Below are 14,735 nucleotides of genomic sequence, written 5' to 3'. Positions count from 1 at the left end.
GTGGTGAACATCCTTTGAGTGATGTCGAACAGCCGCCAGGTAGTGATGGAATTACTTTGACCCCATTCAAATGTTGTATACCAGTTTCATTGGTTGTTTGAACACACTCATTTGGATAACCTCTTACCGGGCCTTAGGTTTGAAATAAATCAACAATGGCGGAAATGGATACACTAACCATATCGGGACTATCAAAAACGTACGGAAACGGCGTTCAGGCACTCAACAATGTTTCGTTAACTATCCCGGCAGGGATGTTTGGGCTTTTAGGACCCAATGGCGCCGGTAAATCCACCCTTATGCGCACCATAGCCACGCTGCAGGAACCGGACAAGGGCACGATCCTGTTGGGAGAAACAGACGTTCTCAGGAACAAACAGCAGGTAAGAAGAAAACTGGGATATCTGCCGCAGGAGTTTGGCGTATACCCCAGGGTATCTGCCGAAGTACTATTGAACCACCTGGCGGTGCTTAAGGGAATCACCCATAAAAAAGAGCGAACGGAAGTAGTTAAAGCGCTGCTTCATAAAACAAACCTTTATGAGAAAAGAAAGAAGAACCTGGGTAGCTACTCAGGTGGCATGAAACAACGCTTTGGTATTGCGCAGGCTTTGCTCTCCAATCCCCAATTACTCATCGTTGATGAACCAACAGCAGGACTTGACCCCGCGGAAAGAAATCGATTCCATCATTTGCTCAATGAACTAAGTGCGGCAACCATTGTGATCCTTTCCACACACATTGTGGAAGACGTGAAGGAACTCTGTACCAATATGGCCATTATCAGCCATGGTAAAGTTCTTTTAACGGGAAATCCATTACAGGCCATTGAGGATATTAAAGGGAAAGTATTTAGCAAGGTTATTCAAAAAAGTCAGCTCGGAACGTACAAAGAGAGGTATGCGATCATTGCAGAACGGCTTTTCCAGGGCAACACCGTCATTCACCTATTCAGTGAGGATGATCCGGGCGACGGATTTAAGCCGGTTGAAGCCGATCTGAGTGATGTGTACTTCTCTCAGATCTTCGGTCAATCTACACGTGTTCAACAATAATACTGATCCTAATCCCTAAACATCCTTCTTCATGCTGTTTGAAATATTCAGGTTTGAGATCCATTACCGTATCCGGCAGTATAATACCTGGCTCTATTTTATCATTGTGTTCCTGTTTTCCATCGTCGCGGTGGACTTCATTTTTGAAGGTGGTCAACTTGGCCCCCTCAAAAGAAATGCTCCAATAATCATTGCGAGAACGATGGGGATTAGCGCTGCTCTGCTCCTGATGATACCCTCTATGATCATGGGAGTGGCTGTGCTGAGGGATTTTGATCACCGGATGGAATCTTTACTATTCGTCAATCCTATTAAGAAAAGCGACTATCTACTTGGCAGGTTTCTGGGATCTTTTGTGATCCTGGTTTTCATTTTCACCGCTATTCCATTGGGGATGATGGTGGGTGATGGGATGCCCTGGCATGACCCGGATAAATTGATACCATTTGATGGTTGGCATTACCTTCAGCCGTTCCTTTTTCTGGTAGTCCCCACTTTGTTCTTTGGTGGATCTCTCTTTTTTGTTACCGGGGCATTAAGCCGGAAATTACTCATCGTATACATTCAGGGATTTTTCTTCCTGGTGGTTTATCTATTGGCCATCAATCTGGCAAAAGGCGCTGAAGATCCGTTCCTGACAGGTCTTCTCGAACCTTTCACCTTTCAAACAGTAAGCATAGCCACTTCATCCTGGAACGTCAATGAGCGCAATACTGCCATGGTGCCCGTAACGGGAATCCTGCTTTACAACCGGTTGCTCTGGATAGCGCTCGGAATGCTCACCCTTGCGATCGGACACCATTGCTTCCTCTTTAGGGTGGTGAGGGATAAAGCATCCAAAAAGCAGCAACAAGCCGGGGAAACGGACAATAAAAGCTTGTATAGTTCAGAACCGGAACCCACACCGTTGGTTTTGCCACAAACAGGGATCCGGGCCAGTATCGTTCAGCTTTTCCACCTTACGCTGTTTAGTTGCAAATCGATCGTTGCAGCCATTTCTTTCTGGGCTATCGTACTCTGTGGAACCGGTATTTTGTTCATCAATTCATTCAATCTCAGTACCCCTTATGGGGTGAACAATGTGCCCGCCACCTATACTATTGCCGGTGAATTGGTTGATCTCACGTTGATCTTCTTCGTGGCAATCGTTCTTTTCTATTCGGGCGAACTCGTCTGGAAGGAAAGAGATAACAGGATCAATCTGCTTGTTGACACGCTGCCCATATCGAACCTTCTACATCTGGGCGGCAAGTTCCTGGGACTCATGCTTATACTTGTACTGCTAATTTTCACCATGATTGGTACAGGTATGCTGTTCCAGTCAATTCACGGTTACTATGACTACGAACTAACTATTTATTTCGCAGCCTTTTTTGTTGAGGTCTTCCCTTTTCTGTTTTTGCTGGGTATTGTCTGTTTTGTTGCCCAGGTGCTGGTGAATAATAAGTACCTGGCACACCTGGTGGTACTACTATTTATTGCGATAAGTACTTTTGGACTTAGGCTCCTGGGATTGGATCACGGCCTTATTACTTTTGGCGGCTCCTTCTTAACCACTTATTCCGACATGAATGGGTATGGCCACTTTTTGAAACCCTATCTGTGGTTCAAAGTATATTGGATTTCCTTTTCTGTACTGCTTTTTATGCTGGCAGTGCTTTTTTCTGTAAGAGGTACTGAGGCCGGGTTTAGGAGGCGCTGGCGCCAAAGCCGGGTTCTGCTTACGGCTCCTGTAAAGCGCATCTCCCTTGCAGCGATGATCGTCTTTATTGTTGCAGGTGGATATATCTTTTACAACACCAATATCATAAACAGGTATGCATCCCGGGCCACCCAACAGGAGTACAGGGCTAAATACGAGCAGGTTCTAAAGCCGTTCACTTCACTTGCTCAACCCAGGATAGCCGCGGTATACCTGAACCTGGATCTGTACCCCAATAAAAGAGAATATTCGGTTGAAGGGCAGTACATCTTGTTCAACCCGGGAGAAAAAGCCATTCATGAGATCCATATCCAAAAGCTGCCAGATGACGAGGTAGCACTGGAATACCTTGCCGTTGAAGGGGGAGCCATTCCGGATAGCACGTACAACCATTTTGGCTATTATATTTTAAAACTACATCAGCCACTGCAGCCGGGAGACTCCTTGAACATGAAATTCAGGCAGCGTTTTAAAGCCGCCGGATTTACAGAAAGCTCCAATGCCTTTGTGGTATATAACGGAACCTTCCTCGATAATTATCATTTTCCAACCATTGGCTACAACCAGGATATTGAGCTGGAGGATGCAGCTATTCGTGCTGAATTTGGGTTGAAACCCCGGCCTGGAAGGGCTACAATTAACGATCCGGCAGCCCTGCTTGAGGGTAAGTCAAACGGAGATGGTGAAGAGATCAATTTTGAGATAATAGTCAGTACAGACTCTAATCAGTCAGTTGTGGCCCCTGGTAATTTACAAGAAACCTGGACCAAACAGGGCCGGCGTTATTTTCATTTTGCTTCAGACAAACCGATCTCTAATTTCTACGCTATCGTTTCAGCCCGGTATGCCGTCATCAGGCAACGCTGGCATCCGGGCAAAGAAGGGGTTGATCTGGAAATCTATTACCATCCGGGGCATACCTTCAATCTTGATAGAATTCTGCATGGAATGAAACAGTCTCTGGACTACTACAGTAAGAACTTTGCTCCCTATCAATATCAACAGATGCGGATCGCAGAAACGCCGCTTTATAGCGGAAGAGGTCAATCTTTCCCCGGACTCATATCACTTGCTGAGAATGTTGGGTTTGTCATGGACATTGATGATGAAACAGATATGGATATGCCTTTTTATATCGCAGCTCATGAGATGGCTCATCAATGGTGGGGTGACCAGGTGAACCCGGCGAATGTCCAGGGGAAAACGATGCTCTCAGAATCCTTGGCTCAGTATTCGGCCCTTATGGTGTTTAAAAAGGAATTCTCTGCGGAAAAGGTTAACAAATTGCTGAGATGGAATATGGGACAGTATTTAAAAAGCAGGTCCGGTGACGATACTCATGAAACCCCACTTTCATTAGTAGGATCCGGACAGGAATATATCCACTACAGAAAGGGGATGATCAACCTGCATGCATTGCAATACTATATCTCTGAAGATAGCGTCAACAGCGCGTTACAGCGTTTTATCAGGGATTGGAATAGCTATACCGGGTTGAAAAAGAAACATACTGACCGGTATCCCACTACAAACGACCTGCTGGGTTACTTCAGGGAAGTTACGCCCGACAGCATGCAATATATTATCCGGGACTTGTTTGCCTCCGTTATACTGTATGACAACAAATTGCGCCATGCGGACTATGAAAAGATATCTGAAAAACAGTATTCAGTGACAGCGACGCTGGATATGAAAAAGATACAAATGGACAGTCTGGGCAATGAAAAAGCTACAGCCATTAATGATTGGATTGAACTGGGCGTATTTACGAAGGATGTACACGGGAAAGAGCATCTTGTGCTCTTAAAAAAGATTAAGATCAATTCAGCACAGGCAACGCTGCAACTATCTGTTCCGCAAAAACCTTCGAAGATCGTACTGGACCCCCATTTACTCTTCATTGATAAGAACATGACCGACAATGAAAAGTTGTTTGATAATCATTAATGTTGTTCCTTTTTGTGATGGTTTATGTCCATATCCGCCCCGGTGTCGCCCTGCTGTTTCATCCATGCTTTCAGTTTCACCCTATAATCATTGATCTTTTGCTGATAAGAAGGATCGTCTGCCAGGTTGTTTAATTCATAGGGATCGTTTTCAAGGTCGTAGAATTCTACCGGCGGCCTTTTCACGATTCTATCTGTCAGCTTTTTTGCTTCGGGAGCAGTTGCTGCTTTTTGTAACCAACTATGCCATAAATTCTTGTCATTGGGATTCATCATAAAACGGTTATGATAATCTTTTTCAGGCATCAGATTTAAAACGAGCTTGTATCTATTATCCCTTATGTCCCTGATCGGATAGGAGGGGCCTTCAGGAAATGTTTCTACTTACCTGATGCCGTTTCAGTCACTGATTTTTCACCAGTCAGTTTCTTTATCAGATCTGTTTCTTCCTTTTTGTAGGGTGTGCCATCGGCCCTGAAAACCTCATGAAACCATTCTTTCGGTTCGCTGCCATCGGCCAGTGGAGTGTCCCAGGCATATTTGGTATTGGTTTTACCATCTACCAGGCCCCAGTTGATGGCTGCCACCTGCTCTTTTTTCAGGATACCCAGTGAGTTGATAAAAGTACTATTGCGTGTCCGGGCCATATATTCAGTACAAAGTACCGGCCTGCCATACATCTTCAGCAGCTGAATGGTACGTAGATGCTGATCGGGACCATCATAGCAATGATAAGAAACAACGTCAGAGTTAGCCAATTGAAACTTGCTCAGTTCTCTCGCTTTTTCATCCCATTTCCAGACGCCTGCTGTGATGGGCTGTTCAGGATTCACCTCACGCGCCCAGGTGAATATCTTAACGAGCAAAGGCAGGCTGGAGGCAAGCTTACCACTGTTGCCCGGTTCGTTGTACAGATCCCACAGCAATATGCGCTTATCGTGACCAAAAGTTTTCAGGATATCTTTCACATACACCTCAAGCCTGGGGTAGTTTGAAGTTTCTTTGTAGGCCGGGTCGCCGGGGTCCTGCATCCAGCCGGAATTATGGATACCCAACTTTTTATCAGGCTGCTTGCCTATGTTGGGCACCTTATTCCAACAGTCATCAAAAAAAACAAACATCGGTTTGATATGGTGCTTCGCAGCGATGGTTAAAAACTGGTCTACGCGCGATTTGAAGCCCTTAGGATCGGCCTGGTAAGCCAGGCTATGTAAAAATACCCGCATGGTATTCATGCCAATGCCTTCGGCCCAGCCCAGCTCCTTGTCTATGCCCGCAGGATCAAAAGTGTCACCCTGCCACATCTCTAACTGGTTGATGGCGCTTGCAGGGATATAATCTGCACCCACCAGCCAGGGCTGTTGTTTATACCAGGCATTGGCTTTAGCAGCCGGCCATATTTTCTCCGGGGCAACAACCTGGGTTTGCGCAAACACACTTGCCGACATCATTGAGCCAGCTAACAAGGCGAATAGTTTTAATTTCATAAAGCTTAATTATATGCTACCAATGCCGGATCAGGAAGCAGAAATGAATCACCTGATCCGGCAGTGTTAATGAATGGGATTTATCACGATCAAAGTAACCGAAGAAATACGGTAAAATATTGTTCAACTTTTCGTCAATTTGTCTCAGTCTGCTTTTTCCAAAAGAGCGGAAACGCACCAGAGATAAGGAGCCTGTCCGTGGAAATCACCTGTATGACGCGGGCGATCATAATAATATTGTTTGTCCTTGTTTTTATTCGTTCCAATGCAAACCTCTCTTACATCATCCTTGTCATTGATATAAGAAACCAAAGCCATCCATGCTTTGTGGGCAACCGGGGCATATTCTTTTTTATTCAACCATCCATGTTTTACGCCAGTAATAAAGGCATAGGTAAACATGGCAGACCCGGAAGTTTCAGTCCAAAAGTCCGGTTCGTCAATTAACTGATTCCACATACCTGCAGGAGTCTGGAACTCTTTCAGGCTTTTCATCATTGTTTGATAGCCCTGCATGATGCGGGGACGGTCTTTATTGTCTTTGGGCAAATGACGCAATAACTCGGCCATACCCGCCGCCATCCATCCATTGCCACGCCCCCAGTAAAACGGAGCATCCGGTGCATGATAGAAAAGGCCATTCGGGCGCTGCAGGCTGTCTAAATACATCACCATTTCATTGGCAGCCCTGTCAATATATTTTCTGTCTCCGGTTACTTTATAAGCCTGGGTTTGCACAATGGTAATCATGTACATGTCGTCGATCCATAAACGGGTTTGCCAGGTGTAGCCTTTGTCTGCCCATCCTTTTTCCCTTAACCTGGGATTATCCGGAAGGATCCATTGGGTGTCGGCATATGGTATTCCCAAATCCCGGTATCGCTGCTCTTTTGTTATCTGATAGAGTTCTAAGGGCAAACTTCCAAACATATTGAAATCCACATGATTTTTAGGGGGCAACAGCTTTGCCTCTGTTGAACATAGCCGTTCAAACCTGTTTTGCAGTAGTGTAAGAAGCTCCTTATCCTGGGTGATCGCGGCATACCTGAGCGCTCCATTCCAGTAGAATGTTTCCGGATAACCAATCCATTTCCCCGCATGAAGCGCATGTTTCCTGTCTACAAAGTGGTATGCCAAACGTTTGCCTACTTCTTCGGGTGTAGATCCTTTGGGGAAGTCGGTTAGGTTGTTTTTCTGTGCAAATAGAAAATGGAAGGGAAAGAAAAGAAAAATTGAAAATAGCCTTTTAAACATAATACTGGTTTTTAAATAATAACACATGTTGGGATGATGTTGCTGTCAGGCAGCTTGCTATCAGTCGCCTATCGGGATGGGAGTGTTTACACCTGTGGCCGCTGCAGTACCAAAATTGGGTGATCCGTCTGTGTTCCAGGTTAATTTCTGCATTCTTGGCGCCCTGGCTCCGTTGGTGGTAGCAGCTATGCTGCGCGCATGGTATACAAACCAATTTTCAGTACGCAACAGGCCGTTGCCGTCGGTATAACTGCTGGTGAAAAAGCCATTGTGGCCAGGCCCATAAACGGAGTTGGCATCGTTTCTGACAAAGACCTGCTTTTTATTGATCCAGTCGGCTGCAACGGTGGGGTCGCCTCCGCTTTTTAACTGTATCTGCGCCAGGCAATAATTGTCACTGGTATAACGGCTGGCCGAATAGATAATGAATACAGGGCTGCTGGCATCTTTTTGCAGCATAATGGGGCCTTCGTTAACACCAGCACCCAATGAACTAGGTTCATGTTTTTCCCAGTTATTGGTGGGCGATGATATTTTTACCCTGGGGCCGTTTATGGTCCAGGGGTTCGACATGGTGGCCAGGTAGATGTATTGCTTATACCTGGTAGCTACATTCTCCCAGCCCGACCATACAAAATAATTGGTTGTTCCAATGGTAAGCACCGAGCCATCAATGGCCCATTGATCGGTTGAATCAAATATCTTTCCTTTGAAAGTCCATGTGCCGGTGGTGGGGTCAGCATTGGCATTCTCCAGCACAAACATCCGGTGGTTATCATTCGCGCTTGTATCGTTCGCAGCAAAATAAATATACCACTTGCCCGACAGGAAATGTAATTCGGGCGCCCATATAGCCTTGGAATGATCTGTATTCGCAGGAGGCGTCCAGACAGTAGTCTCTGGCATAGCCGCCAATAAGGACATAGATGGGGTTTTCGTAATGGCTATCTTATTGCCTTTTGTGTACAGGAAATAATAATACCCATCTTTTTGTGCCACGTAGGGGTCAGGACGGCTGGCGTTCACTATAGGGTTCTGAAAATTGAGGTTGCGAAATTCAAAGAGGTCCTGCGTACCTGTTACACTATCTTTTTGCCTGATCTTCCTGCCCGGTACACCATCTTCAGGATCGACGACCATTTTCATGCCTGTTGCTTTGTTGGTCAGTGCGTAAATATTGTTGCTGCCGGAATAACTAATAGCCCAACGTTGCGCATCAGAGTCATCGTCAGTTCCCTGTTGCAGTATATCACCGGAAGTTGCTGATGGGGATTTGAGGCATTTGTTACTGGTGACATTGACCAGCTTATAATAAGCGGAGTCGGTTTTTATGAGTTTCCATTTTTGCCCGTTATTGGGAAACCATGACCATTGTTGAATTTTGGCATTATCGGCCGTTGAGTTTCCGGTGACTTCAACTACCGGGCCATTGGGTAATGATGATAAACCCCGGATACGATAGATAGCACTATCTACCAGTGTACCCAATGGAGGCGCAGCATTCATCGCCATTTTTGCCTGGTCAGGCATCGGCGTGCTATCGGTAGTGATGCTGTCCGGTTGGGTTTTCAGGCAGCCAGCCGCCAGTAATGCAATGGCAGAACCGGCTGTAAGAAATAATTCTTTTCTCATAAGCAAGTGATCGTTAGTGATTGAATTTTTCGGATAGGCTAGCAGTCAAAATAAATGAATAGGTGCCGCATAATTTGTTCAACTTTTTGTTGTTTCGTCTCATATTTAAGATCGGCATGATATCAGCCATTTGCAATTCATTGTTTTTTAAACATAAACGGGCCAGCCAATCAAATTCGCTCCTTTCAAAGACTGAACAATAGCGGTTATGACCAACAGTTTATCTATATTTGGTGCTAACGATTATGCGATTACCCCGTTACTCCGCTTTAGTAAGCCTGCTATTACAACTTGTCACTTTATCATGTTGGGGTCAATATTATTTCACCCATTACCAGGTGGAAGATGGGCTGGTGCATAATTCTGTAGCATCCATTTTACAGGATAGCAGAGGTTTAGTATGGATTGGAACACGGGGAGGACTAAACCGTTTTGACGGTTACACTTTTAAAGCCTGCAAAAATCAGGAAAACAAATTTGGCAGCATAGGCAATAATGTGATCATGGTTATTGCCGAGGATAAAAAAGGAATGCTATGGATTGGTACCGGTAAGGGCATTTTTATGTATAATCCCTATAGCGAAGTTTTTACGCCACTTGACATAGCTCCGCAAACATACATCGACTATCTTCTGATAGATAGTAATAATAATCTATGGTTCCTGGCTAATCATTCACTGTACAAATATGACCAGGGAGAAAAAAAAGTCGAACATTTAAAGATACGGGCATCCTGTTTGGCGCTTGACCGCAGCATGAATTTGTGGGTGGGAAGTAATGACGGCGTTATAGGCATCTATACGCACCGAACCCATTCGGTCACAAACGTCCGGATCATTGATGAGAGCGTTCCGGCAAATAGGCGATCGATCAGCAAAATAGTTCCTATCAATGATCAGGAAGTATTGGTGGGGTGTTTTAAGCAGGGGCTAAAAAGCTATAATGCTAAAACAGGAGAAATCAGGTCATTGCCGCTTCGCAATATTAATAATACAGATATATATGTACGTGACATTACTGCGGGCAGCAATCAGCAATACTGGATAGCCACTGAATCAGGCATCTATATTTATGACCTGGCCACTAACACAAGCCAAAATTTACGAAAGCGGGCCGGTGATCCTTATTCTATCGCAGATAACGCTGTTTACACCATCTGTAAAGACAACCAGGGGGGCATGTGGGCAGGCACTTATTTTGGTGGGTTAAATTATTACTCGGCAGCGAATGCCCGGTTTGAAAAATATTATCCGGTACAGGGCGCCAATTCTATTTCAGGCGATGCTGTAGGAACGATTTGTGCTGACTCCAGGGGTGACTTATGGATTGGTACTGAAGATGCGGGTATCAATAAGTTTACTATTAAAACAGGACAATTTACCCATTATACTGCAACAGGGAAAAGAGGAAATATTTCCTATCCCAATATACACGGTCTGCTCGCATTAGGCGATCAGTTATTTATTGGCTCGTTTTTTCATGGTATGGAAATAATGGATATGCGCACCGGATTAGTGACTGATCGCTTTCCATTCATTGGCGATAAAAACGACAAGGTGAGTGATTTTATACTTCGTTTCTATTTCACGAAGGATAGCACCTTACTCGTTGGTACTGCTTACAACGGTTCGGGTCTGTTTATTTATGACAGGAAACACAAGACATTCAGCCGTATTCATCAAATACCCTATAATTCGTATGTTTTTGACGTCATCGAAGACGAACAAGGAACTATCTGGACTGGCAGTACGACACAAGGGGCGTTTTATTATAACCCCAAAACCGGTGGGCAGGGTAATTTCCGCTTTGGAGACACCCTAAATAGCGAAATAATCAATGAATTTCCGGTGCATAATATTTTTGAGGACAGCTATCACTCTATTTGGTTTGCCACTGCCGGCGGTGGCTTGATAAAGTTGGCCCCGGACCGGAAAACCATTAAAAAATTTACGACTGCAAACGGTTTACCCAGTAATGTTGTGTTCTGTATCCTGGAAGACAACTCGAAACACTTATGGATCAGTTCGCTCAGCGGCTTGACCTGCCTTGACTTACGCTCCGAACAGTGCAAAACTTATACACAACCAAACGGGTTGATAACAGATCAATTCAATTTTAATTCGGCTTACAAAGACGTCAATGGAAAAATGTATTTCGGCTCTGTCAAAGGAATGATTGCCTTTAATCCAGCCGAATTTGACCAGCAAGATGCCTCCCCGCCCATTTACATTACCGGGTTTCAAATAAACAATAAAGAGATAAAGCCTGATGACAAGGGCGGCCCCCTCACCAAATCTGTTTTATTTACGGATACTATTGTGCTTGCCTACGATCAAAACAACTTCAGCATTGAGTTTGCAGCGCTGAATTATTCATCAACCGGGGTTACCAGGTATAGGTATTTCATGACCGGGGTGAATAAAGATTGGACCTATCTTAACACGAACAGAAACGCCTGGTTTACAGACCTGGGGCCAGGTAACTATCTGTTTACAGTGCGTGCAGAAAGCAACGTCGGCAGTTGGACGAGTAAAGAACGGCGTTTGTTTATCAGAATTTTACCCCCTTTTTGGAAGAGCAATACTGCTTATTTATTATATACGCTTACTATAGGAATAATTTTGTACCTGTTGATCCGGTATTACCATCGTTACCTGGACAGTAAAAACCGGAACAAGCTACAACTATTTGAACACGAAAAGGAGAAAGAGATCTACCAATTTAAGATTGATTTTTTTACCAATATTGCGCACGAAATTCAAACACCCCTGACCTTAATTGTAGGACCAGTGGAAAGATTAATGAATAAGGTAGAGGACCAGCCAAACATTAAAAAGAGCCTGTTAATGGTGCAAAAGAATGCCAATCGTTTGGCGGACCTTACTGAGCAGTTGCTTGATTTCAGACAAACTGAAATAGAACAGTTCGGATTAAACTTTGTAAATGTAGACATCAACAAACTACTAAGGGAACAAACAGACTCGTTCAGGGAATTCGCACAGGAGAGTGGAATAAGTTTAAGTATAGATCTTCCCGAAATCCATATTGTGGCATTTGTAGACCGGGAAGCTTTGATGAAAATATGCGGCAACCTGATCTCCAATGCCATTAAGTATGCAGCATCCAGGGCTACCGTCAGGATGGCCTCACTGACTGATGGCGAAGAAAAAATTACAATCAGTTTTTGTAACGATGGCAAAGGCATTCCAGCGGAGTTTCATCAAAAGATCTTCGAGCCATTTTTCAGGTTGCGCAATAAGGAAAAGCCGGGAACCGGCATTGGATTGCCTTTAGCGAAGTCTTTAACAGAATTGCATAACGGATCCTTAACCCTGGTTTCAGGCAAGACCAATGAGATCATTTTTGTATTAACGTTGCCAGTTCACCAAAAGATCGAGTTTAATTTGTCGAGCAATTGGAAAAAAGTATAAGTAGCTATGACTGAAAGCATTTTAATTGTAGACGATAACCTGGAAATCCTGGAATTTTTAACAGAAGTCCTGGGTGACACTTATAAAGTGCATGTGGCAGAAAATGGCGAGATCGCCTTACAAATTTTAGATACGGAAGTGATACATCTTATCGTGTTAGACGTTATGATGCCTGGCATGGACGGCTTTGAGCTGTGTCATCTGGTCAAATCAAATGTTGAATATTGTCATATTCCGGTCTTGTTGTTAACGTCAAAAAGTAGCCATCGTTCCCATATAGAAGGACTGGAGGCAGGTGCTGACGCCTATACCCGGAAACCTTTTTCTCCAAAATTTATCCAGGTACAAATTGCCAATTTGCTTAATAACCGTTTAAAAATAAAAACGCATTTTGCGAGTTCGCCATTTGAGGATGTACGGGTAATGGCTCATTCCAAAACGGATGAAACCTTTTTAAAGAAGCTGGACGATTATATTCGTAAAAATATCCAGGACAGTCAGATGGACATTGACAAGCTGGCTGAACATATGAATATGAGCCGCCCCACTTTGTATCGAAAAATAAAATCCCTTTCCGCCTTATCACCCAAGGAACTGATCAATATTACCCGACTCAAGAAAGCCGCTTGCCTTATCGCTGAAAATGAGTTTAGTCTGTCTGAGATCGCCAGGATGGTCGGATATGGTTCTCAAAGCCTTTTTAGCAGGAATTTTCAAAAACACTTCAATGCGTCTCCGCTGGAATACCTGAATTCCCTGCCAAAGACGACTACAAAATGATCAAAATGCAAAAGCCCCGACTTACATCGAGGCTTTTACTTAGGTGCGATCACTATATTTTTAATACCCGTTGCTGTTTGTGCGTTTGACATAACTGTAAGTGTTAAAAGTGATTTTCGCTTAAAACCTAAGTTGAGCAGTGCCGGCTGCAAACAGTATGTTTTTACCCATGCCGACATCCTGTAAAAAATCGCTTGCCTTGAACCAGGTAAATTCGCAGCGGAAATAAAGAAACCTGTTAGGTATATATTCCAGGTGTGTTGAGTACTGCCGCCCGATGGATTTTTGGCTACTTTTCCTGCCTGAATAGATCAGTGCCACATTGGGGCCATATATTCCATCGTTGCGGCTGTAGCGCCAGAAGATATCATAATCCATGTTGAAATACAATCCGCGCGATAGGTCCAGGGTAAGGGAAGGATGAATGTCGAATAAATTGGCAGGACCTATTATTGACACCAGTCCAAAATAACCGCCCCTGGGGAACAGAGGATTGAACGTTTGCAATTTGTTGTCGTTATACCTGGCATCACCACTGATCAGCTCGGTTTTTATGCCTGCTTCGGGCCTGGCTATTGTATTGGCAAACTTATAGCTCGTGTTTACTGAAAAAGTCCAGGCGGTGATTTGTTTGCCGGCGAAGTCGCCGAATTGATAAAGCCCTTCAATATCGTATCTCCAGAACTTTTTAGCGTCCCAGATCCTTCCGCCTACTGAGTGCCTTAGCTCTTTTCCGGCGCCGTCATCGAATTTTGCATTCTTTTTCAACAGACCGAAGTAATAGATATCGGCATTGTTGATCAAGGGTACCTCGTTTTTGACCAGGTAAGCGCCCCAGAACCGGGTATTGTTGGTAAAGCCATCATCAAATATTTGCTGCTTTGACAGAACAAACCGGGAATAGAAAATATCCGCATGCCACGTGCGACGGGCATACAACAACCGGGCGGCGTCGAACGATTGCCTGTTATTAGGTCCGTCACGAACGGCCACCAATCTTTGGGAGCCGTACAATAATTCCTGGCGACCGATCCTGACCGTTAAAGCCTGTGCATTGCGGCCGGTGAAAGCAATATCCGCGAACCCCTGGTGCAGGTCCAATTGGTTTTCATCGACAGGGGAGGGCTGCGTTAGCTTTCCGTTGGCAAAACTGCTCTGCAATTGTACAAAGGTCCGGAAATGCTTTCCCGCATGAAAGTCCGCATGGGCCAGGTACCGGGTAAGGATGAACCCATCATTATCTTTGGGAGATTCGCCCCAGTTCTCATTGGTGAACCGCAGGTACTGGTATCTTATGTCGCCCCCCATACTGAGGTAAGTGCTGCCGTTTTTTGACAGCGCCTTGAATTTGGTGGCTGCATACCAGTTCCTGCTGCTGTCTTGTTGCAGAACAGAGTAATCCTCCTCATACCGAAGTTGCCTGAAGGAAGGAATGCTTTGGGCCTTAC

Annotated in this window: 8 protein-coding genes and 1 pseudogene; 4 read left to right on the top strand and 5 right to left on the bottom strand. The window is 44.6% G+C overall.

Annotated elements, in window-relative coordinates:
• Positions 1 to 164: 164 nt before the first annotated feature.
• Positions 165 to 1,055, top strand: a complete 891-nt coding sequence (locus tag HB364_RS29155) for an ABC transporter ATP-binding protein (RefSeq protein ID WP_167291969.1) — start codon at positions 165 to 167, stop codon at positions 1,053 to 1,055.
• Between the two features lie 31 nt (positions 1,056 to 1,086).
• Positions 1,087 to 4,704: an ABC transporter permease/M1 family aminopeptidase gene (locus HB364_RS29150; protein WP_208420135.1), complete on the top strand. Its 3,618-nt coding sequence runs from the start codon at positions 1,087 to 1,089 to the stop codon at positions 4,702 to 4,704.
• Here HB364_RS29150 and HB364_RS29145 read toward each other — a convergent pair.
• From HB364_RS29145 to HB364_RS29130, 4 genes are all read right to left on the bottom strand, one after another.
• Positions 4,701 to 4,979 carry a hypothetical protein gene (locus HB364_RS29145; RefSeq protein ID WP_167291968.1) on the bottom strand — a complete coding sequence of 93 codons (279 nt, stop codon included), beginning with the start codon at positions 4,977 to 4,979 and terminating at the stop codon, positions 4,701 to 4,703. The genes HB364_RS29150 and HB364_RS29145 overlap by 4 nt on opposite strands.
• Before the next feature lie 104 nt (positions 4,980 to 5,083).
• Positions 5,084 to 6,190 carry a glycoside hydrolase 5 family protein gene (locus tag HB364_RS29140; protein ID WP_208420134.1) on the bottom strand — a complete coding sequence of 369 codons (1,107 nt, stop codon included), beginning with the start codon at positions 6,188 to 6,190 and terminating at the stop codon, positions 5,084 to 5,086.
• Between the two features lie 144 nt (positions 6,191 to 6,334).
• The gene (locus tag HB364_RS29135) at positions 6,335 to 7,444 is read right to left on the bottom strand and encodes a glycoside hydrolase family 88/105 protein (RefSeq protein ID WP_167291967.1); all 1,110 of its coding nucleotides are present in this window, start codon (positions 7,442 to 7,444) and stop codon (positions 6,335 to 6,337) included.
• 60 nt (positions 7,445 to 7,504) lie between these two features.
• Entirely contained in the window at positions 7,505 to 9,076 is a 1,572-nt protein-coding gene (locus tag HB364_RS29130) for a family 43 glycosylhydrolase (protein WP_167291966.1), read from the bottom strand.
• A gap of 245 nt (positions 9,077 to 9,321) precedes the next feature.
• Here HB364_RS29130 and HB364_RS29125 point away from each other — a divergent pair, with 245 nt between their 5' ends.
• Together HB364_RS29125 and HB364_RS29120 are read left to right on the top strand one after the other, a co-directional pair.
• Entirely contained in the window at positions 9,322 to 12,507 is a 3,186-nt protein-coding gene (locus HB364_RS29125; protein ID WP_167291965.1) for a ligand-binding sensor domain-containing protein, read from the top strand.
• 6 nt (positions 12,508 to 12,513) lie between these two features.
• On the top strand, positions 12,514 to 13,287 hold the full coding sequence (locus tag HB364_RS29120; protein ID WP_167291964.1) for a response regulator transcription factor: 774 nt from the start codon (positions 12,514 to 12,516) through the stop codon (positions 13,285 to 13,287).
• 120 nt (positions 13,288 to 13,407) lie between these two features.
• Here HB364_RS29120 and HB364_RS29115 read toward each other — a convergent pair.
• A pseudogene (locus HB364_RS29115) lies at positions 13,408 to 14,544 on the bottom strand (alginate export family protein); the annotation flags it as partial.
• Between the last annotated feature and the right edge of the window lie 191 nt (positions 14,545 to 14,735).

Source organism: Paraflavitalea devenefica (assembly GCF_011759375.1).
Taxonomy (GTDB): Bacteria; Bacteroidota; Bacteroidia; order Chitinophagales; family Chitinophagaceae; genus Paraflavitalea; species Paraflavitalea devenefica.
This window is presented reverse-complemented; position numbering and strand designations above follow the sequence as displayed.

Coding starts and splice junctions, on each gene's coding strand:
- HB364_RS29120 (WP_167291964.1), top strand. CDS start 12,514: ATGACTGAAAGCATTTTAATTGTAGACGATAACCTGGAAATCCTGGAA.
- HB364_RS29155 (WP_167291969.1), top strand. CDS start 165: ATGGATACACTAACCATATCGGGACTATCAAAAACGTACGGAAACGGC.
- HB364_RS29130 (WP_167291966.1), bottom strand. CDS start 9,076: ATGAGAAAAGAATTATTTCTTACAGCCGGTTCTGCCATTGCATTACTG.
- HB364_RS29140 (WP_208420134.1), bottom strand. CDS start 6,190: ATGAAATTAAAACTATTCGCCTTGTTAGCTGGCTCAATGATGTCGGCA.
- HB364_RS29150 (WP_208420135.1), top strand. CDS start 1,087: ATGCTGTTTGAAATATTCAGGTTTGAGATCCATTACCGTATCCGGCAG.
- HB364_RS29135 (WP_167291967.1), bottom strand. CDS start 7,444: ATGTTTAAAAGGCTATTTTCAATTTTTCTTTTCTTTCCCTTCCATTTT.
- HB364_RS29145 (WP_167291968.1), bottom strand. CDS start 4,979: ATGATGAATCCCAATGACAAGAATTTATGGCATAGTTGGTTACAAAAA.
- HB364_RS29125 (WP_167291965.1), top strand. CDS start 9,322: ATGCGATTACCCCGTTACTCCGCTTTAGTAAGCCTGCTATTACAACTT.